The 22,795-nt window shown below is 37.2% G+C and carries 24 protein-coding genes; all 24 read right to left on the reverse strand.

Annotation, left to right across the window (positions count from 1 at the left end):
• Positions 1-208: 208 nt before the first annotated feature.
• On the reverse strand, positions 209-592 hold the full coding sequence (locus BLS02_RS00095; protein WP_092490936.1) for a S1 domain-containing RNA-binding protein: 384 nt from the start codon (positions 590-592) through the stop codon (positions 209-211).
• Between the two features lie 73 nt (positions 593-665).
• Complete coding sequence (locus BLS02_RS00100; RefSeq protein ID WP_092490937.1) at positions 666-1,046, reverse strand: FtsB family cell division protein; 381 nt, start codon at positions 1,044-1,046, stop codon at positions 666-668.
• 6 nt (positions 1,047-1,052) lie between these two features.
• The gene (gene yabQ / locus BLS02_RS00105; protein WP_092490938.1) at positions 1,053-1,652 is read right to left on the reverse strand and encodes a spore cortex biosynthesis protein YabQ; all 600 of its coding nucleotides are present in this window, start codon (positions 1,650-1,652) and stop codon (positions 1,053-1,055) included.
• Positions 1,649-1,948 (reverse strand): sporulation protein YabP, encoded by a 300-nt coding sequence (yabP, locus tag BLS02_RS00110; protein ID WP_092490939.1) that lies wholly within the window; start codon positions 1,946-1,948, stop codon positions 1,649-1,651. Before yabP ends, yabQ begins: the two co-directional genes overlap by 4 nt.
• Positions 1,949-2,007: 59 nt before the next feature.
• On the reverse strand, positions 2,008-2,265 hold the full coding sequence (locus tag BLS02_RS00115) for an RNA-binding S4 domain-containing protein (protein ID WP_092490940.1): 258 nt from the start codon (positions 2,263-2,265) through the stop codon (positions 2,008-2,010).
• A 5-nt stretch (positions 2,266-2,270) separates the two neighbouring features.
• The gene (gene mazG / locus BLS02_RS00120; RefSeq protein ID WP_092490941.1) at positions 2,271-3,719 is read right to left on the reverse strand and encodes a bifunctional methyltransferase/pyrophosphohydrolase YabN; all 1,449 of its coding nucleotides are present in this window, start codon (positions 3,717-3,719) and stop codon (positions 2,271-2,273) included.
• Entirely contained in the window at positions 3,703-5,298 is a 1,596-nt protein-coding gene (locus BLS02_RS00125) for a putative polysaccharide biosynthesis protein (RefSeq protein ID WP_092490942.1), read from the reverse strand. The genes mazG and BLS02_RS00125 overlap by 17 nt, the downstream gene beginning before the upstream one ends.
• A 576-nt stretch (positions 5,299-5,874) precedes the next feature.
• Complete coding sequence (gene spoVT / locus BLS02_RS00130; RefSeq protein ID WP_092490943.1) at positions 5,875-6,411, reverse strand: stage V sporulation protein T; 537 nt, start codon at positions 6,409-6,411, stop codon at positions 5,875-5,877.
• A gap of 136 nt (positions 6,412-6,547) precedes the next feature.
• A complete protein-coding gene (mfd, locus tag BLS02_RS00135; RefSeq protein WP_092490944.1) occupies positions 6,548-10,072 on the reverse strand; it encodes a transcription-repair coupling factor in 3,525 nt (1,174 codons plus the stop codon).
• Positions 10,073-10,214: 142 nt separating this feature from the next.
• The gene (locus BLS02_RS00140) at positions 10,215-10,445 is read right to left on the reverse strand and encodes an anti-sigma-F factor Fin (protein ID WP_092490945.1); all 231 of its coding nucleotides are present in this window, start codon (positions 10,443-10,445) and stop codon (positions 10,215-10,217) included.
• Positions 10,446-10,521: 76 nt separating this feature from the next.
• Positions 10,522-11,082: an aminoacyl-tRNA hydrolase gene (gene pth, locus BLS02_RS00145; RefSeq protein WP_092490946.1), complete on the reverse strand. Its 561-nt coding sequence runs from the start codon at positions 11,080-11,082 to the stop codon at positions 10,522-10,524.
• A gap of 124 nt (positions 11,083-11,206) precedes the next feature.
• Positions 11,207-11,836: a 50S ribosomal protein L25/general stress protein Ctc gene (locus BLS02_RS00150; RefSeq protein WP_092490947.1), complete on the reverse strand. Its 630-nt coding sequence runs from the start codon at positions 11,834-11,836 to the stop codon at positions 11,207-11,209.
• A 199-nt stretch (positions 11,837-12,035) separates the two neighbouring features.
• The gene (locus BLS02_RS00155) at positions 12,036-12,989 is read right to left on the reverse strand and encodes a ribose-phosphate diphosphokinase (protein ID WP_092490948.1); all 954 of its coding nucleotides are present in this window, start codon (positions 12,987-12,989) and stop codon (positions 12,036-12,038) included.
• 14 nt (positions 12,990-13,003) lie between these two features.
• The gene (gene glmU, locus BLS02_RS00160; RefSeq protein WP_092490949.1) at positions 13,004-14,383 is read right to left on the reverse strand and encodes a bifunctional UDP-N-acetylglucosamine diphosphorylase/glucosamine-1-phosphate N-acetyltransferase GlmU; all 1,380 of its coding nucleotides are present in this window, start codon (positions 14,381-14,383) and stop codon (positions 13,004-13,006) included.
• A gap of 708 nt (positions 14,384-15,091) precedes the next feature.
• Positions 15,092-15,382: a septation regulator SpoVG gene (gene spoVG / locus BLS02_RS00165; protein WP_092490950.1), complete on the reverse strand. Its 291-nt coding sequence runs from the start codon at positions 15,380-15,382 to the stop codon at positions 15,092-15,094.
• 301 nt (positions 15,383-15,683) lie between these two features.
• Entirely contained in the window at positions 15,684-16,496 is an 813-nt protein-coding gene (gene purR / locus BLS02_RS00170) for a pur operon repressor (RefSeq protein WP_092490951.1), read from the reverse strand.
• Between the two features lie 66 nt (positions 16,497-16,562).
• A complete protein-coding gene (ispE, locus tag BLS02_RS00175; RefSeq protein ID WP_092490952.1) occupies positions 16,563-17,420 on the reverse strand; it encodes a 4-(cytidine 5'-diphospho)-2-C-methyl-D-erythritol kinase in 858 nt (285 codons plus the stop codon).
• Positions 17,421-17,658: 238 nt separating this feature from the next.
• Positions 17,659-17,841, reverse strand: a complete 183-nt coding sequence (locus BLS02_RS00180) for a small, acid-soluble spore protein, alpha/beta type (RefSeq protein WP_092490953.1) — start codon at positions 17,839-17,841, stop codon at positions 17,659-17,661.
• Between the two features lie 105 nt (positions 17,842-17,946).
• Positions 17,947-18,303 carry an SCP2 sterol-binding domain-containing protein gene (locus BLS02_RS00185; RefSeq protein ID WP_092490954.1) on the reverse strand — a complete coding sequence of 119 codons (357 nt, stop codon included), beginning with the start codon at positions 18,301-18,303 and terminating at the stop codon, positions 17,947-17,949.
• Between the two features lie 46 nt (positions 18,304-18,349).
• Entirely contained in the window at positions 18,350-18,610 is a 261-nt protein-coding gene (veg, locus tag BLS02_RS00190; RefSeq protein WP_092490955.1) for a biofilm formation stimulator Veg, read from the reverse strand.
• A 304-nt stretch (positions 18,611-18,914) separates the two neighbouring features.
• A complete protein-coding gene (gene yabG, locus BLS02_RS00195; RefSeq protein ID WP_092490956.1) occupies positions 18,915-19,787 on the reverse strand; it encodes a sporulation peptidase YabG in 873 nt (290 codons plus the stop codon).
• Positions 19,788-20,033: 246 nt separating this feature from the next.
• Positions 20,034-20,915, reverse strand: a complete 882-nt coding sequence (rsmA, locus tag BLS02_RS00200; protein ID WP_092490957.1) for a 16S rRNA (adenine(1518)-N(6)/adenine(1519)-N(6))-dimethyltransferase RsmA — start codon at positions 20,913-20,915, stop codon at positions 20,034-20,036.
• A complete protein-coding gene (gene rnmV, locus BLS02_RS00205; RefSeq protein WP_092490958.1) occupies positions 20,905-21,471 on the reverse strand; it encodes a ribonuclease M5 in 567 nt (188 codons plus the stop codon). The genes rsmA and rnmV overlap by 11 nt, the downstream gene beginning before the upstream one ends.
• A gap of 71 nt (positions 21,472-21,542) precedes the next feature.
• The gene (locus tag BLS02_RS00210) at positions 21,543-22,736 is read right to left on the reverse strand and encodes a G5 and 3D domain-containing protein (protein ID WP_092490959.1); all 1,194 of its coding nucleotides are present in this window, start codon (positions 22,734-22,736) and stop codon (positions 21,543-21,545) included.
• Positions 22,737-22,795: the final 59 nt, after the last annotated feature.

A 22,795-nucleotide genomic window follows, 5' to 3' on the forward strand; every position in this document is an offset into this window, starting at 1 on the left:
GCCCTAAGGTGCGCATCCGCCCGTAGCGACCCCGGACGGCGGGCGAGAGTTTATAGAGATTATTCCAACAGTTAGTTCGAAGTTATATCAAATACGTACCGTTGTAAGTATTTATGCTTTCTTAACTGCAAAAAAACAGGAACCGCTTCTAAAAGCGATTCCTGTTCAGTTCATTTATATCATAGAGCATTATCATAGACAGCAGTTGCTATCCTCTTTTAGCACCTCGACCTCCACGTTTGGATTCTGTGTGCTTTTTCAAAGAGGCTAAACGGTCTTCTGAATCCTTAAGAAATTTATTCATTTTAGATTCAAAGTTTTCACCGCGATCACGATTATTTTTTGGGCGCACTGGTTTATCCTTTGCTTTCTTAATGGATAAGCCAATTTTACCATCCTTTTCAACATTAATAACCTTCACTGTTACCTCATCACCAACAGTTAAATGTTCATTAATGTCTTTAACATAGTTGTCGGCAACCTCACTAATATGGACTAGGCCAGTTTTACCTTCACCAAGTTCAACAAAAGCCCCAAAATTAGTAATACCAGTTACCTTTCCCTGCAGCTTGCTGCCTACTTCGATTGACATAAAAAAAATGCTCCTCCTTAAAAGTTTAAAAAATATAGTTCTTATATATTATAGCTAAGCTTGTAAAAGTGTGTCAATAAGATGGCTCCTCATCAGGAATTTTAAATATTAATTCCCCTTCTTTTGATAGGAAATAGTTCGTTCGAGCAATCTCTAGTATATACTCTTCATTATTCAGCAACTTAATTTCTTCACGAAGGTTTTCTTCCTCATTTTCCATAGTAGCTAATTTCTCTTCCATTTGATTATATTGTTCTTCTTTTTTTTCCTGAAGCGAAACTTGTTTAAAGTGGTATGTTGCCATGCTTCCAATCACAACTAATACGACAACAGAAAATAATACTAGACGGCGAATAAGACGCTGTTTTTTTCTCTTTTGTCTTTCTATGTATGCATCGTACTGTTCAACGTAATTCGAATCCAATCTTGTTACTGTTTTCTTTTTTGTAGGCATAGGCAACTACCTCCTCTTAAACAAAATATTTTTCATCCATTTCTTAAATATATTCTCTATTGTACTATAAAACCCTGCAATTTTGTGTAAATTATTTTGGATATTTTTTGGCAGCAAACGGAAAAGAGTCTGAAATACCCAAGATAATGGAATATAAATCAACTTAAACGTATATCGAATGATGGTGAATAGCACATTTCCGATGAACAAAAGAGATACTATCAGCAAGTGAACAATAAACTTTATTGGCGTAATAAAGAGTACTTGTACCAATTTTTCAATAAATTGATAAATCTTCAACCCAATTCGAATTATATGTTCCAGCAGTTGCTTATACGCACCTGCAGTTGTTACCTGGTAGACAGAAAAGCCGAGTAAACAGGCAATAAACACATAAAAGCGTAGCTCTCCACTATTTACTCGGAATAACAGATAGTATAATAACATAGTCTGAGTTAGCCAGAAACTAATTTCCATGAAATAAGAAAGAATTTTATTTTGCTTCCAGTGGATTGAAAACCTGCGATAGGTATCGTTTATTATACCCAAATAGAAGCCACCTAAAACCATAGAAAGCATGGTCAGGAATTGAACGCTAAGTGTCATTTGAATAGCTTGCTAAAGAATCCTTTAGCTTTCTCCTGCTGATGTTCATCCACATAGGAAAGCTCATATATTTTACCTTTGATTGAGACTAAACCTTCCCCAACGTCCAGATTTTTCAATTGTAAATTCTGTCCTCGAACAATCAAGTACCCCAAAACAGTTTCTAATAAAAACTCTTCATTATCAAAACTATCAACTTCTTTAACACCGGTTATTTCCAATTCTTTTCGATTATTAACTTTCACAACATGTTCCTGCTGGACACGTGTAACACTATCTTTTTCATAGTAATTCATACATATCGCCCTCCTTATCATTATTACTGTATGATTAGAAGGACAAGTGTAGAACTATTCTAATTAACTTTCTCTTCCTTAATTACTTTATAGAGCATTTCTGCTTCGTCTTTTTTCACAGCTTCTTTTAAGGCATTCACTTCGAGTGTTACCAACTTTTGCCCGAACTTAATGACCAGTTCATCGCCAACAGATACAATTGATGATGCCTTAGCCTTGTTACCGTTAATGGTAATCCGACCTTGATCAGCTACTTCTTTTGCCATTGTACGGCGTTTAATTAGTCTTGTAACCTTTAAAAATTTGTCTAAACGCAATTCTATCACTCTCTTCTTTTTGCTTGGTTCCAGTAGTAGTCCATTTCTTCCAAGGTTGTTTCATAAAGGTCTTTCCCCTGGCTCTCCAATTGTTCCTCAATGTAGGAGAATCGTGAATGAAACTTCTGGTTCGTTAGATTTAAAGCAATTTCCGGATTTACTTTATAATACCTTGATATGTTTGCAAGTACAAATAGAACATCGCCTAGTTCTTTTTCTATTTCTGATTTGTCTTGGCTTACAATGGCTTCATCAACCTCATCCAGCTCTTCCTGCAGCTTCTTCCATATATCCTTTATATCAACCCAATCAAACCCTGTTTTAGCTGCTTTTTTCTGAAGTTTGAATGCTCTTGCTAATGCTGGTAAACCAGCGGGAATACCATCCAGCACCGATTTACGATAGTCTCCTTTTTCTTCCTGCTTTATTGCATCCCATGTCTTGTATACATCCTCAATAGATTCGACTGTTTTGTCAGCAAAAATATGTGGATGGCGATGAATCATTTTATCCGTAATCGAACGAATAACGTCATCAACTGTAAAATATCCGTCATCCTCGCCAATTTGACTATGAAGCAATACTTGCAATAGAAGATCACCTAACTCTTCCACAATGCCTTCATCATCCTGATTATCAATTGCTTCTATTACTTCGTATACTTCCTCGATTGCATACTCACGTAGTGTTTCATGTGTTTGTTTTTTATCCCATGGGCATCCATTAGGTCCACGCAATACAGCAATTACTTCCCGCAATCTTGAAAACGTATGGTTAAGCATATATGCAGGGGCTGGAGGGATATAAACGGAAGTTAAATTATTAACTTTCAATGAATAATCAAGTTCCTCTAAAGGGACTTTCGTAATTTTTTCCTGGTTACTGCCAGCCGCTTCAACTATCGTTACTTGATAGCTTGCAGGCAAATCCTCAAGCAACTCCAATTTTACATTTGACGCGATAAACTGATCATAGACCTGACAAAAAATGATATGCTGCCGGTAATTTAACTGGTTGCGGTTAAACCCTGTTCCATCAATAAACTGAAATCCTTCGATTGGATCAATTCGTAATGATGTAAACAAATCATCCAGATAGCTTTGTCCACCAATGACTTCCACCAATACTTCATCCTGATCCAGCAACAGTTGAACAGTTTTTTCAGCAAGCATAGGATGGCCGGGCACTGCGTAGATAACGGGTGATTGGTGGGACTCTTCAATTAATGAATCCACAATACGACGATATACTTCATCGAATTGTTCCGTTGTTTGATAGATTTCATCAAACGATGTAAATATTACCCCCTCATCCTGCAAGGTATTTATCACCGGGTGATTGATAGTTCGCGCAAAAATAGAATTGCTTGTATTCGATAATTTTTTATAAATTCCAAGCGGCAGCTGGTCAAGGTCTCCTGACCCAAGGCCGATAATTTCAATCTTGTTTCCCACTATATTCCCTCCCTCTATGGATTCTGGTCAATATCGGTACTAATGGGAGCATCGATATTTCTTGGTTAGTAAACGCCCTAAACCTTAATAACAAAATAATGTAGAGAAGCGCTCCAGTTATTACGACAAATAATACATATAGCAGTAAACCAAAACGTGATGAACTGCCAGGCAAGAGATTATCTATTAAAAATATATAGATAATCATTCCTGTTGCAGCTATGGTAAATGCACGCCAATTGATATGCTTTTCTACCTTCAGATTTGGCAGCTTTCTTTTCAATGCCAACAGCATAAGTACAGCAAGTATTGTCAGACTGAACACCGTAGCAATGGCACTGCCCATTATTCCAAACAATGGCACAAGAGCCTGATTGGTAATCCATTTTATGAAAAAGGCAACAAGTATAAATCCCGCTGTCCTTTTAATATACCCTAATCCTTGAAGAATAGATGCAGCAGTAATTGCGATCGAACTTAAAAAAATAGAAATGACTAGAATCTGTAAACTTGCCGTACCCTTTCCGTTCTGAAATAACAGTGTATTCGCTTCTGGAAAAATAATAATTAACCCAATTGTCGCACCAATAGCTAAGTAAAAACTTACGACTAGTGCACTTTCAATATATGCGTGAAATGCTTTGGGATCACTATCAAGCTTACGCCTGGAAATCGTTGGTATCAATGCTAGAGCAAATGAAGATCCTAAAACAGTTCCAAGCTGTATCAAAGGCTGGCCTCGATCAAACACTCCTTTTGCCTCCATTGCATCAACATCTGACAATCCATGCTCCATAAGACCAGGAACAAGCGTAAACGTATCGGCAAATTGAATAATAATTAATAGCATGTGGTTTAACGCAGCTATCATGCCAAAGATTAATAATGTACTGATATAGTAATTCCATGGAATATCAAAATGCTGATTCACTGTAGGCTTCATTCTTATAAAAAAGAAACCAAGTATGAAAATTGCAGCTAATGCTCCAAACAATGAAGCAATTGCTGCAGCTTGTCCAATGCTATATATATCACCTGATTTAATAAAAATGAATACCGCTGCTAAAATAATTAGGAATACACGAATGAATTGTTCGCCAACCTGCGAATATGCTGTGGGCTTCATTTGCTTCATTCCTTGAAACACGCCTCTTAACAGAGCTGAAAAAGGAATGAGTAAGAAGGCAAAAGCAGCTAATTCATATGTATCTTTTAAATTTGCATCGCCCACCCACACAGCAATTTCCTGTGCATTAAAAAATAGGAATAAAAAAATACCACTGCTAATGGAAAATAAAAGCAAAAATATGGGTACATAAAAACGGGCAAACGACGGCCCCATCCCCTGTGCTTTTAAATCCACAGTAATTTTCGATATAGCTGAAGGAAATCCGTATAATGACAAAATCAAAGCAATACCAAGGAACGGATAAACTTGTTGATAGATATAAAAACCCATATCCCCTGTCAGATTCTGCAGTGGAATCCGATAGCCGGCACTCAGTACCTTACTTATTAATCCTGCCAATGTAAGAAGCAATGCACCTTTTACTAATTTGTTGGTCTCATTCCCGTCCATGAAAAACGCCTTTCTATGGCAGTTAAGAAAGTATAAATACTTTCTTACTGCATAAGTACAACTAAGGCTTATCTATATAAAGACTAGGCGATAAGCCAAGTTTTCTAACCATTTTTAAACAATTATAGCATACCAGCTATCCTACCATTCTTACTAGTACAATCGAGCCTTGCGTGTGAAAAGTGGCACCTGCAAAAAAAATTTTTATCTAACAATGCCACTTTTTGTTCATTCACAAACGATAGTAGGTGGAGGGGACCTATTAGCTTTCAAATACATTGTTGTATTTCCAAGTAGTGAATCTCATCCCTGAGAGTGACCATTATACGCTATTTGAACAGCATTCCGGTTCTCATAACCCTGATGAAGACACGGTTCCCGCTTTTTGAAAAGCATTCGCGTTCTCATAACCTTGATGAGTGACTGTTGAGCACTCAACCATAATTAGAACAATGGAAATTAGCACAAGGGAAAATTTCTACTGTGATGCAGTTTATACAATTACAGCAAAAAACAGCCGTAAAAAAAGAACAAAAACCAGTAATTTTGCTAACTGGCCTTTGTTCTTACCTACAACTATTCCATTTGCTTGGCCAAAAAGCTTGAAGCCGTTTCAGTACTTTTTTGTTCGACATTACTAAGCTTTTTGCCATCTCTTGAAAACATCATGACACAGCCAATCGGGTCACCATTTGCTATAATAGGGCTAATGCAATACGAATCAATTTCTTCATCTTTTCCTTGGGTGATTTCTAGTGTAGCTTGTTCTGTTTCAAATACGAGTAACCGATCTTCCATCGTCTTTTCGAGTTGTTTCCCTATACTTTTATTTAAATAATCTTTTTTTGATTCACCAGCTACAGCTATAACTTCATCGCGATCACAAATTAAAACAGGATAGTGCAATGAGTCAAATAATGCTTCTGCGTATTCCTTTGCAAAACTCCCCAGTTCATTAATAGGTGAATATTTCTTTAAAATTACTTCACCTTCACGATCAACAAATATTTCTAATGGATCTCCTTCACGAATACGCAATGTTCGTCTGATTTCTTTTGGGATAACTACTCTGCCTAAATCATCAATTCGACGTACAATTCCTGTTGCCTTCATTATGAAGCCTCACTTTCCTATGATGATTGTCTCTGGTGTATGTAATTTCAATGTTTACCTCAATGTGAAAAAAACACCAGTTGTGCCTATAGTATAAATCAACTTCTAAGAACTATACATCATACAGTGGGATTTTCTAATCATCCCTATTGACTTCTGACAATTGTGCGATAAAGTTTTCGACTATTTCATAACGTTGGTGATGTGTATCACGTGTCCATTTGAATATCACCTTTAAATTACTTCCTTCCGTCCCAAGCTGGACGTCGCGACCGAAACTATTTGCAAGCTCGAATAATTTCGATCCATCAATCTGCTGACTGCGGTCACCATCTACAAGCAATTCGATTTTTTTATTCTTTTCACTTATCGTTTCGACTCGTTGTTGCTTCGCTAACCTTTTTAACGATGATACTACGAATAAATGCTCCACTTCTTCTGGATAATCACCAAATCGATCGATTAATTCATCTCGTAAATCTTCAATGTCATCCGATGAATCGATTGTTTGAAATTGTTTATACATTTCAATTTTTTGTTTTTCATCCTTGATATAGGTATCAGGAATATAAGCGTCAAGATTAAGTGTTAATTCTGGTTCAAATGCCTTAATTTCATCGAGTTCTTTTCCATACTTACGTGCGTCAATTGCATCTTTCAGCATTTGGGAATACATATCAAATCCTACCGAATCAATAAAGCCGTGTTGTTGTGACCCTAATAAGTTCCCAGCACCACGTATTGACAAATCACGCATGGCGATTTTAAATCCAGAACCAAGCTCCGTAAACTCTTTAATCGCTTGCAAACGTTTTTCAGCAATTTCAGTAAGTACCTTATCCTTCTGGTAGGTGAAATATGCATATGCTACTCGGTTCGACCTGCCTACACGCCCTCTAAGCTGATACAACTGACTTAAGCCCATTCGATCAGCATCATTAACTATTAATGTATTAACATTTGGAATATCAACACCTGTCTCAATAATTGTTGTACTAACAAGTACATCATACTCACCTTCCAAAAAGGCAAATATAACATTTTCCAACTCTGTCTCATTCATCTGGCCATGAGCAACAGCTATTCTTGCATCATCAACAAGCATACCAAGGTCACGCGCTACACTATCAATATTTTCGACACGATTATAGAGGAAAAATACTTGTCCGCCTCGTGACATTTCCCGTTCAATTGCCTCTCGAATGAAAATTGGATTATATTCCATTACATACGTCTGGATCGGAAAACGATTTTCTGGCGGTGTTTCAATTACAGATAAATCACGGACTCCTAGCATCGACATGTGAAGTGTTCTTGGAATCGGTGTTGCTGTTAATGTAAGTACATCAACATTTGTTTTAAGCTCTTTAATCTTTTCTTTATGTTTCACACCAAAGCGCTGTTCTTCATCAACAACGAGCAGTCCTAATTCACGAAATTGAACGTCTTTTGATAGTAAACGGTGTGTTCCGATTACTATGTCGACCAACCCTTTTCGAAGCCCATCCATTGTTTCCTTCTGTTGCTTTTTCGTTCGAAATCTACTTAATATACCGATATTTACCGCATGATCTAAGTACCGCTCACTAATGGTTTCAAAATGTTGCTGCGCCAATATTGTCGTTGGAACTAAGATAGCCACTTGTTTTCCATCCGCCACCGCTTTGAAGGCTGCACGAATGGCTACTTCCGTTTTCCCATAACCAACATCACCACAAAGCAGCCGATCCATTGGACGTTCTCTTTCCATATCATGCTTGATTTCTTCAATACACCTTATCTGATCTTCGGTTTCCTGGTATGCAAAGGAAGCTTCAAATTCTCGTTGCATTTCTGTATCTTCACTGAATGAATAACCTTTTCGTGCTTCACGTTCAGCATATAGCTTAATTAGGTCATCAGCGATATCTTCCACGGACGATTGTACTTTACGTTTTACTTTCGTCCATTCACTTCCACCTAGTTTATATAATCTCGGTTCCTTACCTTCTGAGCCAACGAATTTCTGTACTAAATCTATCTGATCAATCGGAACGAAGAGTTTATCATCACCAGAGTATTTAATCAGCATATAATCCTTATGCATGTCACTAACCTCAAGTGTTTCGATACCTAAATACTTTCCAATTCCATGGTTAGCATGAACAACATAGTCTCCAACTTTCAACTCCTGATAGTCCTTAATACGTTCAGCATTAGAGATCTTTTGCTTCTTACGTGTACGTTTCATTTTCTTTTTAAATAATTCATTTTCCGTAATTAACACCAATTTGTGCATCGGCATTTCAATACCACTGCTGATATTACCAACAGCTATCGTTGGTTTAGTAACAGGAAGCTCCAGCTTACTTGAAACAACTGAATCAATATCATAGTCTAAAAAAATGGAATGAATTTTTTCAGCCCTTTTTTCGTTTGGCGCCAAAACGACAACAGAAAAATCACCTTTTTCCCAACGTTTTAATTCATTCTGAAACAAATTCATTTGCCCATGAAACTCCTGCATAGCTCGAGAGGACAAATTTATAATATTTTGCGGTTGTGTATTCGGTATATGTCGTAAAAAAACCGACATATAAAGACGCTGTTGCGTCATGTTTTCCCATACTGTATGCCAATCAAAGGAAAACCTACTACCTCGCACCATTTTGTTCGTCTCTAATAGGTTGCTGTACCATTCTGCTTCCTCTGAATCCAAATGTGTTGCTGTTTCTTGGATTCTGCTCATTTCATCCATAATTACCATACCGTCTGCAGGTAAATAATCTAACAAACTAGCAGGATTATTATACAGAAAGCCAATATATTTATACATTTCCTGAAATCGTTCAAGATTCTTTAATCGTTCAATATCGTGTTCCATTACTTCAATCAGGGTTTCTTTCGCTTCCGGTTTTTTTAATTTCTTCAGCGATTCAGATAGCGCCTTTTCTACACGTTGTGCCCCCGTTACCATATCTTGTTCACTTAACAGAAGCTCAGTAGCGGGGCCAATTGTTATTTCCTTCTTTTTTTCCAAGGACCGCTGTGAGTCCACATCAAAAAAACGTATGGAGTCTATTTCGTCGTCAAATAACTCAATACGGACTGGGTTCAATTCCGTTACAGGATATATATCTATAATACCGCCTCGGCGACTGAATTCTCCAGGTGCTGTGACCATAGTTGTCCGTTCATATCCCATATCTACCAAAGATGATAGGTATTTTTCAACATCAATATCCTCGCCAAAGGTAAAACGTAACTGATAATCACGCCAATAACTTGCTGGTGGCAAAATACGTTTTAAGGCAGCTACCGGAGCAATTAAAATACCTGATTTTTTCTGTGACCACTCAGTCAACGCATCTATTCGCTGGCTTCTTAATTCAGGACTGGCGACAGCAATCTCTGATGCAATCAATTCATTGACAGGATACAAATGTATTTGTTCATCACCCATAAACTCTGCCAAATCATCATACAACTGCTGCGCTTGTACAAGTTGATGTGTGATAAGTAAGACTGGTTTATGTAATGATTCATTAATAATAGATACAAGTAAACTTCTTGCAGAACCTGACAACCCCGCAACAAGCTGTTCTTTCATCCCTCCAGAAATTCCGTTAATTATTGATTCAACATCTTCTTTTGAACGTAGATAATCATTAATCCCTTTCATTTTTCCCCACCTGCTTAAGTGCAAAAATGCCTTGGCTAGCGTTGAGTTGTATCGCATAGCAACTAGTAGTATTTCTTTCCTGTACTTACATTGCTAAGCGATCACTAACGTTTATGAAATAACCAAAGCTATCTTGCGTATGTTATTGTATGAAATAGTCTAACTCATGATACTGTGGATGGCTGCCAAGCGATTCTTCACAGTTTTCACAAATGGTTTGAATATGAACATCACCATTATTCTGATAGTGAATCATTTCTTGTTTATCCTCAGTTGATAATTTATTCCATCCCAGCATCGACGTATCTATTACTTGCTGATTTAATTTACCAATTTCATGTCCACAATGTCTGCATTTATAGACAATAGACATACAAAAAACCTCCTCGAATAAACATGGGGTACAATAAAGTTTATCCGAAAAGCATCTTTTTATACTATATGTGGTTTTAATTATTAAATTCATTCATTACTTCAGAAAACGACTTTTCTAACCATGCTTCACATGCGTCTGCTGCTTTTTGAATACCGGAATCAACCGCTTCATGTTTTTCTTTCGGAAATGATCCAAGTACATAATCAACTACTTGCATTTGACCTGAAGGACGTCCAATACCAATTCTAAGCCGTTTAAATTCTTTGGTACCTAAATGTTCAATAGTGGAACGAATTCCATTATGACCGCCGTGACTGCCTTTTTGACGTAACCGGATTTTACCTGTTGGAAGGTCGAGGTCATCATAAATCACAAGAACATCATCAACAGCAATATTATAAAAGTCAATTAACGGACGAATAGATCCACCCGAGAGGTTCATATATGTTTGTGGCTGCAGGAGAATAACTTTTTCATTTCCAAGAAACTCAACCGTTGATTTTCCATTGAACTTGTCCTTCTTTAGTTTCCAATTGTGGCGATCCACTAATTCATCAATTACCATAAATCCAATATTATGGCGTGTTTTTTTAAATTTTCTTCCTGGATTTCCTAACCCAACGATACATTTCATTTTGCTACTTCCTTTATGGACTAGTTTATCTAACTTTTTATATTGTACTGTCTTTATGTCAGAAAATAAAGCAAAACCCTCCTATACAGAATAGGAGGGTTCATATGCTTATAGTCAAAATTATTTACTCTTCTTCATCGTCCTTCGCACCAACTAGTTCAGGTTCAGCATTTTCATCTGCTTCCTCTTCAGTTTCATCCAGTGTATCTGGTGGTACTACCGTTGCAACAGTGGTATCTGCATCTTCTAGAAATTCATATTTACTTGCTTTTGGTAAATCGGCAATTGCAATCGTATCACCGATTCCAAGTTCTGAAACATCAACAGAGATTTGCTCTGGAATATCTGCTGGTTTCGCTCTTACCTGTAATTCAAACAATGGCTGCTGCAGGACACCGCCTTCTTTAGCGCCAAATGCCTCGCCCTCGAGATTTAATGGTACTTCTACGTCCATTTCTTCAGCCATATTCACGATATAGAAATCAGCATGAATTAATTCATCTTTAATTGAATCCATTTGATATTCGTGCAGCATTACATCTTCGGCTTTATCACCCTCAATTTCAAGTGAAATTATTGCGTTTCTGCCTTCGTCACGAACAGTTTTTACTAAGTCAATGCTATTTACAGCAATCGCTTTAGCTTCCTTATCTTTCCCGTATACAACAGATGGAACATCTCCACTTTCACGGATTTGTTTTGTTGCAGATTTTGAATGATCTTCCCGTTTTGTTGCTTTTAGTTTTACTGCCATGTTTATCACCCTCCATTATTTAAAAACTTGGTACTTGACCAAGTTTATATGGCAAAAATCTTTCCTAGCAACTAAAGCTTACCATTAGGTAGTGATAAGCCCAAGTTTGCTAATCATCTCTTACTATTAAAACATAATTTTAGTAATAGACAAAATTTCTACGCATTTTTTATTCCCGTATTTTTATCATCTTAAACGTTTAATCGAATAGAATACTTACTGATTGCAATTCATGTATACGAATAATTGCTTCACCAATTAACGGTGCAACCGACAATTCGGTAATTTTTTCACTTTGTTTATCTTCAGGAAGTGGAATTGAGTTCGTAATAATCAGTTCCTTTATTTTCGAATTATCAATTCGCTCAATCGCTGGGCCTGATAAAACAGGATGTGTACAGCAGGCGTAAACTTCTTTAGCACCATTTTCAATTAATGCATTTGCTGCCAATGTAATTGTACCTGCAGTATCGATAATATCATCTATAAGAATTGCTGTCTTGCCTTCAATATTACCAACGATATTCATAACTTCTGCAACATTTGGACGAGGACGCCGTTTATCGATTATACCAATTGGTGCTTTTAAGCGATCGGCCATTTTTCGTGCACGTGTTACACCACCATGATCGGGTGAGACGATAACTAAGTCCTCAAAACTTTTCGTTTCAAAGTAATTAGATAAAATTGGCACACCTTGCAAGTGATCGATCGGAACATTAAAGAAACCCTGAATTTGCGGTGCATGTAAATCAAGTGTAATTACACGACTAGCGCCAGCTGTCTCAAGCAAATCAGCTACAAGCTTAGCAGCAATTGGTTCTCTTGACCTTGCTTTACGGTCTTGTCTAGCATAACCGTAGTATGGCATAACAATATTAATTGATCTTGCTGAAGCTCGTTTTAGTGCATCAATCATAATTAATAGCTCCATAATGTGTGTGTTAACTGGAGCACAAGTTGATTGAACGACATACACATCACACCCGCGAATACTTTCCTCAATATTAATTTGAATTTCACCATCGCTAAAAGCAGAAACCGTACACTCACCTAATGTTGTACCAATATGGCTAGCGATGTCCTCAGCTAATTGACGATTTGAATTCAGTGAAAAGACTTTCAAAGACCGATCCTTGTAGCTAGATGCCATGAGATAACCCTCCGTTAGTTTTTATTTCTGTTTTTTATCCTTGATGCATAGCCTTCTTTATTCGTTTGTCTTGCACGTGCAACAGATAATGAATCTTCAGGCACATCCTTCGTAATCGTTGATCCTGCAGCAACATAAGAACCTTTCCCTACTGTAACTGGGGCAATAAGATTGGAATTGCAGCCAATAAAGGAATCATCTTCAATTGTGGTTAAATATTTATTTTTCCCATCATAGTTAACCGTAATCGTTCCACAACCGATATTTACATTACTTCCAACTTCTGCGTCACCAATGTAACTTAAGTGGGAAACTTTACTTTTATCTCCGATGACTGTCTTTTTCACTTCAACAAAGTTCCCGATTTTTGTGTCATCACCGATTGATGCTTCTGGTCGGATATGAGCATATGGTCCAATTTGTACACGACTACCTATTTTACTATCTTTGGCAACGCTTTGTTTGACAATACTTGCTTCACCAACAGAACAATCGATAATTTCACTATGCGGACCTATTTCAGCATCGGTTCTTATAATCGATTTACCCTTTATAAGCGATCCTGGATGTATCAAGACATCCTGTTCAATTGTAACATCTGGACTTATATATGTGTTATCAGGGTCTAAAATTGTAACCCCATTTCGCATATGTTTTTCATTGATACGCTTCTTCATTGTTGCTTCGGCCTTAGCTAATGCTACACGGTCATTAACACCAAGTGTTTCTTCAAAATCTGGTGTGATTGAAGCACTAACCTTCTCGTCCTGACTTCGCAAAATTTCAATTACATCCGGCAAATAATATTCACCTTGCACATTATCATTTGAAACTTTTTGCAGAGCCTGAAATAGTGCCTTGTTATCAAAACAGTATGTACCCGTATTGATTTCATCAACTAACAGTTCCTGATCATCTGCATCTTTGTGTTCAACAATCCGCTCTACTTCGTTATTTTCATTACGAATAACCCTACCGTAACCTGTAGGGTTTAGAACTTTTGTTGTTAAAATTGTCGCCTTAGCACCTTCTCGTTCATGGTGATCAAAGAGCGCCCGGTATGTTGTGCTTGTAATTAATGGAGTATCTCCACACACTACAATAGTTGTTCCCTCTTTATCTTTTAATAATTCCTCTGCCTGTAATACTGCATGTCCAGTTCCTAATTGTTCTTCCTGAATGACAAACTTGCTTTGGTCTCCAATATGATCAGACACCTCTTCAGCACCATGACCCACAATCGTAACCATTTCATCCAGCTGTACAGCATTTAATTGTCCTATTACATGCTGCAGCATTGGACGGCCTAATACAGGATGAAGTACTTTATATAGTTTTGACTTCATTCTTGTGCCTTGTCCAGCTGCAAGAATGATAGCATAACGGTTCACCATGAAGAATCCTCCATTCTAATTATCCATTATGAATATATCTCAAAAAAGAGATGATTTCAACAGATACAAGCGTATGGAGATTAATAATTTTTGGAAAAAGCACTGTGAAAAAATACTTGAGTGCTACGACACCGCTTCGGAAATACACTTCGCGCACCTTAGGGCAACGCTTCAGCTTCCTCGGAAGCAAAAACCACTTCCTGCGGGATCTTCAGCTGTTGCTGCGACCAACAGGACGTTCTAGTACCGGCGTTGGTCACAGGACGTGACCTTTTTTAGCCGGTTCCCCACAGGAGTCTCCGTGTATCTCCTACGCTGGATTATGTACACTATATCCTGGAAGTTAACAAATGTATATTGTGATGGATTAAAATAAGACATTTAAATCTTCAGAGAGGATTTATGCTTTCTTAACTGCCAAGAAACTCGCAGTTCTTTTTTATTCTAGGTATGGAAAAATACGCGACAGATTTCGCAATGATACCGAAGCGGTGAGACCGAAGTATTCTGACTGAACGATTCAAAGAACTCAACTATCATTAGAATAAGAGAAAACAACATTAATGAAATTTTTCACCGTGAAGCAGTTTATATCATCTGCAAGGGTTAAATTTACGAAAAGAGCCTTAGAAATACACTCCGTCATATTTAATTACAAAAAAAGAAGGCTAACCTGGTTGCAGATTAGACCTCTCGTTGATCATGTTATTAGGAAGCGCCAGCTTCTTCATATCGCACTTCTTCTTCACCAGCACGACGGTATTCTTCTAGTACCGCATCCTGTATTTTTGCACGAGTATTGGAATTAATGGGATGCGCAATTTCCCTGAATTCACCGTCAGGAGTACGTTTGGATGGCATAGCTACAAATAATCCATTATTCCCATCGATGACACGGATATCATGGACAACAAACTCCTGATCCAAAGTAATCGATGCAATTGCTCGCATTCTTCCCTCTGTGTTAACGCGGCGTAATCTTACGTCAGTTACTTCCATGATGTTTCACCACCTTTTCCCTTTTGAACTTATTATCAATAATTCAACAAAACAATGAGAATTCCTGCTTATTTTTAAAAAAAATTTAAAAAGACTAAAAAAGCTTAAAAAAGCTTAAGAAAACTTGGCATACGTTAAAGGAATTCTTATGAAAGCGTATTGTTGCTTTCTCAGAATCCCTTATACTTTGGAGTTCAATCCTTTAGGCAAAATGCCTTAGTTGCACTTATGCAGTAGGAAATTTTTTATACTTTTTAAACTGCAAAAAAAAATCTTTCATAAATTGAAAGATTTTTTTGATTCAGGCATGCAGATTACCAGGCAAAACCTCAATATTTTTCTGTTTAATATCTACATTGGTGATTTTAACTAATGAAGTATAATTTTCTACTACTCGTTCATCTTCTTCATCATCCGCTTCTGCCAGAACACCAATAGCTTTTACATTTGCATTAAATTCATCTAATAGGCTTGTCATCCCTGTAATTGTGCCACCGGCTTTCATAAAGTCGTCAATAATACAAACATTGGCATTATCCTGTAAACTTCGCTTAGGGAGCACCATCGTCTGAATCTTGCGGGATGATCCGGAAACATAATTAATGCTTACAGAAGACCCTTCTGTTACTTTTGGATCCCTTCTGACAATTACAACAGGTACATTCAGAAAAGATGCTACTGCATACGCAAGCGGAATTCCTTTCGTTGCAACTGTTACCACAACATTAATTTCCATGTCTGAGAAGGCTGAAGCGAGAACTCGCCCTATTTGCTTAACCATGTTTGGATCACCTAAAATATCACTCATATATAAGTAGCCACCAGGAAGTATTCTCCCAGGGTCCTCCAACGTATTACAGAGATCCTGTATAAATTGCTTGCTGTTTTCCCTTGAAAGGTTTGGAATATACCTGACACCACCTGAGGCACCAGGAAGAGTTTGCAAATGACCTATTCCTTCCTCCCGCATCACACGGTCAACAATTACCAAATCCTCACTTATTGATGATTTGGCTGCATTATATTTAGTAGAAAAAAAGGGTAATGACGTATGTTTCTTAGGATTTTCAAAAAAATAATTTGTTAATGAGACTAATCGATCACTTCTTTTCATAAACACACCTCTAAAACCGAATAATTATTATTAAATATATCATTATTATACGTATTTAATCAAGTCTTAACGACGATCAAGAAGTTGAACAATATAGACCTCATCACAAAATCCCCTTAAGCCGTTATAGATACGTTTTGCTTTACTATAGTGCTCGACAAGCCCAGCAACAGTTGGACCACTTCCGCTCATCAAGACGCCAGATGCTCCGGCCTGTACCATTCTTTCCTTAATATGTTGTACATTCGGACATAACGAAAATGTCACAGTTTCCAATGCATTACCAATATTCGCACATAAATTGGAGAAGTTTTTTTCTTCCAAAGCACGAATGATTTCATTTGTATCTGGATGCATAATTTCTTCTATATTTATTTTTTGAAAGATACTCCGCGTGGAAATTCCAATATTCGGCTTTGCTAGTATAACGAAACAAGGCGGTGGTGCGGCTAATTCACGAATTTTTTCACCATGACCGGTACCAAGTGCAGTAGTACTATAAATACAAAATGGTACATCAGACCCGATACCTGCTCCTAGCTCCGCTAATTCTTCTAAAGATGCACCAACAGACCACATACGATTCAGTCCACGCAGTACAGCAGCAGCGTCACTGCTCCCACCACCCAGACCAGCCGAAACGGGAATATTCTTTTCTATTTCAATTCTAACGCCGTAATTTATCTGGTATTTATTTTTAAAAGCAAGTGCTGCTTTATAAGCAAGATTCCGCTCATCATTTGGAACATACTGATTATCAGCGGATACCTCAATCATATCCCCGTAAACGGAATATAATTCAACACGATCAGCTAAATCTACAGCTGTCATTATCATTTCAACCTCATGGTAACCATCGTCACGTTTGCCAAGGACGTCAAGCGATAAATTTATTTTGGCTGGCGCTCTTTCAAATAAAACCATCTCCGTCACCCACTTTATAAAATTAACCAAATTGTATCATAAAATTAAAAGCGAAGGCGACTGGTTTGGGTGACATGCATAAGCAAAAAAACCGTAGAACAGATGGTTTTGCGTTCGAAGTGTCTATTTGCTTCTATCGCGAACACAAGGAGCCAGCCTGGATACAAAAACACGAGAAGATTGTACTGTGAGGTATGGAATGCGTTCAATACTAGTGTACAAAAATGGCAAACCCCTTTTAGGGTCTGCCAATTTGATTCATATTTTGCTCGGCCATTTCCAATGCACGTTTCACCATATTCCCGGCATCTCTTGACTTTATGCCGCCCCATCCTTCTTGTTTTACTGTGTCGTAAAAGCCTAACTCTTTGGCAATTTCTTCTTTCAATTGGTCCGACATCATTCCACCACGTCTAGCCATGAAAGAACATCCCCTTTCGTATAAGAGTTCCTTCCTACGACATTTGTAGCTTATGTATATATCTGCAACATACTCCCGTTATATGTATACAAAAAAGGAAATATTTTAGCTTTCTAATTGGTATTGCTTCAGTATAGCTTCTAATTTTAATGCCAAACTTATATTACCATCAATTTTAAGTTTTCCGGTCATGAAAGCTGTCGTGCTATTTAAATTGCCGAGCAAAAATTTTTTGAAATGTTTTACTTTCATCTTCAAGATACAGTCCGGGTCTTTTTCATTTGTATAATAAATCATTGCTACTCCGTTTTTAAATTCTAATTGGTAATGCCCATCTTCCTCATCTATTAAATGAAACTGATAAATTGCGTTCACATCTTCATAAGGAGCTTTGTTGGCTTGCAACAGCTGATCAATCAAGTCCCAGACCTCTTTAACCGGTGACTTTTCCAATGATTCCATCTATGCTCCCCCTTTTTGGATAAAAATATAAGCAGTAAACTTGGGTTTACTGCTCTACCATTAACGCTCTCTCTTCATTAAAGTTTAATTCTACTGTTTCTGTTAACACGTCTGCATAGCTGTATGAAACACGTTCGAATGAATTTTCATCTTGGTCTAATTCAACAATGAAAACAGAAGGATATGTTTCCGCCAAAATGCCGCATCGTTCAATTGTTTTTCTTCTACCACCATTGGCTTTGAGTTTTAATCGCTTACCAATTTGGCATTCAAGACCTTGCTTAATTTCTATTAATGTTTTAGCCACTATACTCCACCTCACTATTGTTATAATATCACAAGCTTGTATAATCGTCAAATAAAACATAACATTATAACAGTATGTTATTTTCTATGTCAACAAGTAAATTCAGCTTCTTAACCTATTATTTCAAAATGTTAACAAATTATGTATTAAATTTTGTTACATATCATAGCTTGAAGTAGCGGAATTCTTATGAAAACGTATCGAACCCTTATACTTTAGAATGAAATCCCTAGTTGTACTTATGAGCAAGAAAGAGTATTTATACTTACTGCCAAGAATGAAGCTGAGGTCTCCTCCATCAGCTTCATTCTTCGGATTCATCGTTCGCAATATAAGGCATTCCCGTTCTGAGGAGTCCTCTAGTTTCCACTCCACCCATACCTTTCTCACCAGTTAATGTGTTGCGCAACGCATCCCATACACTCACTTTTTCCATAAATGGGGTATAAGCAATTTTCGCTGCAATATAGACTGGATCCAAGGCATGAATATTTATACGTGATGGGGAACTTGCAAAGTTTGCTCCCGCTCTAATCAGTGATTCAAAGTGGGATTGGCAAGCACCTGCGAATATAACAAGCTGATCTAAATGTGGTGTTTTCTGCCGTGCCGCACGAACCGTTTCGGCAAAATATTTTGAATGACGATAGGCGCGAAGGTCGTTTTTTAGTCCTTTATTCTTGGAAAAGGCATCATGACCTGTAATGACAATGATATTGGGCTGAATTTTTTCCACTAATCCCCCAATTTCAAATGGCATCTCTTTTTCATTAACGTAAACTCCGTGAACCTGTAAACCCATCCGGTTATATAAATCGATACACTTTCTTAAATAGGTTCGATCTCCATCTATATGCAGTACTTTTGCAGGTAATTGAAAAAAACTGGATGTGTTCTGATACCCATCACTTGATTGATAATCACGTTTTTCTTTCATTAACTGATAGTCCTGCCTAAATAGTCGGTAGGAAAATTCCTCCTGTTCCTTTTCTTTCTGCTTCCTTTTTTGTAGATCTCTTTCCTGGACATGCGTTAAATCGTCCAAAGAAGCATCTGCAATAAGGCGAATATCTTCGCCATGAACAACCGCAGTATCCTCTGACAACGATGCAATTCGAAATAACAAATCATGTTTATGTGATATACGTGTTACTAATTCCCCTATTGAAAAGCTCATAAAGCCACCTCACAGCCTTCATTCGGATGAAAGCATTCCTATCATAGACTATGAAAATAAGGGCTCTTCTGTGCCATTTTAGAAAACTTCGCATTCGTTAAAGGAATTCTTATGTAAGTGTATTTTACTTTCTTTGAACCAGTACCCCTTATACTTTGAGTGCAATCCTTAATTGATCTTATGCAATAATAAAATTCTTTTTTACTGCATAAAAAAGCTATTGCAATAAAGAGCAATAGCTTTTGACTATTTTTCTGCAGCTTGATGAAAAGCATTAGCTAGTAATGCGAATTCCTGCATATTCAATGATTCTCCACGCCTTGTTCCATCAATACCAATGCGTTCCAGTATCACAGAAATCATTTCTTTGTCATATGTATCATTAAAATAACGCACCAGGTTGTTCCGTAATGTTTTCCGCCTTTGCGCAAAACAAGCCTGTACAATTGAAAAAAAATAATCTTCGTCATTTACTTGGACAGGAGGCTCATCCCTGGTTGTCAGTCTTAGGACACTTGAATCAACATTTGGCTGTGGCATAAAAACACTTTTTGGGACATTCATCAACACTTCAGCATTTGTATAATATTGAACAGCGATAGTTAATGACCCATAGCTTTTATTGTTTGGTTTCGCAGCCATTCGTTCGGCAACTTCTTTTTGAATCATTACTGTAAAACTTGTTACAGGTAGTTTGTCGCGTAACAATTTCGTTAAAATGGGAGTTGTAATATAATACGGCAAATTTGCTACAACATGAACCGGTTGATCTGGTTTAAGATGATTCTTAATTATTTCATCAACATTTGCATCCAATATATCCTGATGAACAACCTGGACATTTTCATATTCCTTTAATGTATCTTCCAAAATTGGCAATAAACGCTGATCAATTTCATATGCAATAACTTGGTCCGCGTGAAGTGCCAACTGCTCTGTCAACGCTCCAATGCCTGGGCCTATTTCAATCGCTAGAGTGGATTTATCGATACCGACCTCTTTAATAATATTTTCAAGGATATTTACATCAATCAGAAAATTTTGTCCCAAGCTCTTTTTAAAGGAAAATCCATATTTTTTCAATATTTCCTGTGTTCGTTTAGGGGTAGCAATCTTTTTAGTTGTCATCCTTTTCCTCCTGCAGTACTTGGTTTATCGATTGCTCAAATTGGTCTTTCGTTATTTGAAACATGGTAAGACGCTTAAGCAGCTGTTTTCCATTCGTATGTCCAATTTGAAGTAATTCACCAAGACGGTCTCTTCTGTAACTAGCTTGAGGACTCCCAATTAATCCATATGTAATTAGATCCTCTCTCGTTATTTCACTTTCTTCCAAATCCTTTAGTTCATAAACGTCTTGTAATGACTGTTGGATTGCTGCAATAGATGCATGTTCAATTCCAAGACTTTTATTAGAATGTTTTGCACGCGCTTTATCACGTGTTAAAAAAGCATGTTTGCAGCCAGGAACAGCCTTATCAATGATTTGACGAATTCTTTCACCTGGATAATCCGGATCGGTAAAAATTATAACGCCTCGTTTAGCCTTAGCATGCTGTATTTGTTTTAGAATTATGTTATCAATAGCTGATCCATTTGTCTCGATCGTATCTGCCTCAACAGCTTGACGGATCTTAGCTGTATCATCACGACCCTCAACAACGATAATTTCCTTAATATTCAACGTAATATCCTCGTTTCAATAATAAATAATGCTCCTACCACTTTACCATGGTAAGAGCATTATATCATGTATTAATCTAAAACTTTAACTTTGACATTACTTCTTGTTCCATAGGCGAATGCATCAGCTCTTGTCGGCAAATGGATATCAATATGATTACCATTAATGCCACCACCAGTATCTGCAGCGATTGCATTTCCATATCCTTCTACCCATACTTTTGTCCCTAACGGAATAACACTTGGGTCAACAGAAATGACCTTTTTGTTTGGATTAGCATTTAAATTAATTCCTGTAGCAGTATAACCTGAACATCCGACACAATCAGCACTGTATGCAGTTACCCGCATCGAATATACTTTTCCACCAGAATCATTACTGCTTGAAACTGTTACCAATTCCTTTTCTTCTTTCGTTCCAAAAGCAACAACACGGTTTTCACTTTCCTGCTTTATCTCTTCACTAATAAGTTTACGTTCAACTTCTTCTCCATTTTCTTTAATAACTTCAAACGTTTTAACTAGTAAGCCTTCATTACCTTCTTCAATAACGCGTTTTTTCCCTTTTTCAAGGTTATTATCTTCGCGTTTTTCTGTTTTATAATCAATTTTTTTCTTTACTTCAACAGTTTCTTTATCAACACGGACTACCTTAATAGTGGTGTTTTCGGTGACCTTACCATCTGTGTTTACTTTAATCTTATCTGACTTATCGTAGGAAATTTCGCTTTCCTCTAATACTTGATCGACTGTTCCGCCGTTAGTCCAAACTTTCTTATTCTTTCCACCATCATTAATGGTGATTTGAAAAGCTTTATCAATGGAAAGCTCAAGTCCTTCACTAACAGCGTCTGACTTACCATGTGAAACTTCATCATGTTCCGATAATGTCATATTATTTTCCTTTAGGAATTCTCCGACTGTATCTACCGTTGTATGATATATGTGTTCTTTGCCATCTATTGTTACCGTTATTTTATTAGCTTCTTTGTATGTAATGTTCATTTCATCGTCTATTTTTGCATCCATATCATGTGATAGTTTGTCATGTTTACTAAACGTAATCCCTAATTCAGCCAATAGTTCATCAACTGTATTTGCGTGTGTCTTGACCTTTTGTTTTTCACCATTTTCTGTTATTACCACTTCTGCTTTCGTTGCTTCGAATAGTGTAACTCCAGAAAATACAAGCAGTGCCAATACACCAACAACAGAAATAACCAGCTTCATTTTAGACGCCGGCAACAGCTTTGAAAAAATCTTCATGCTTTTTGCCTCCTTCTACCGCGACTTTGATTATATTAATACTTGTATGCAATTTCAAC

It is taken from the genome of Virgibacillus salinus, assembly GCF_900102415.1.
Taxonomy (GTDB): domain Bacteria; phylum Bacillota; class Bacilli; order Bacillales; family Amphibacillaceae; genus Lentibacillus; species Lentibacillus subterraneus.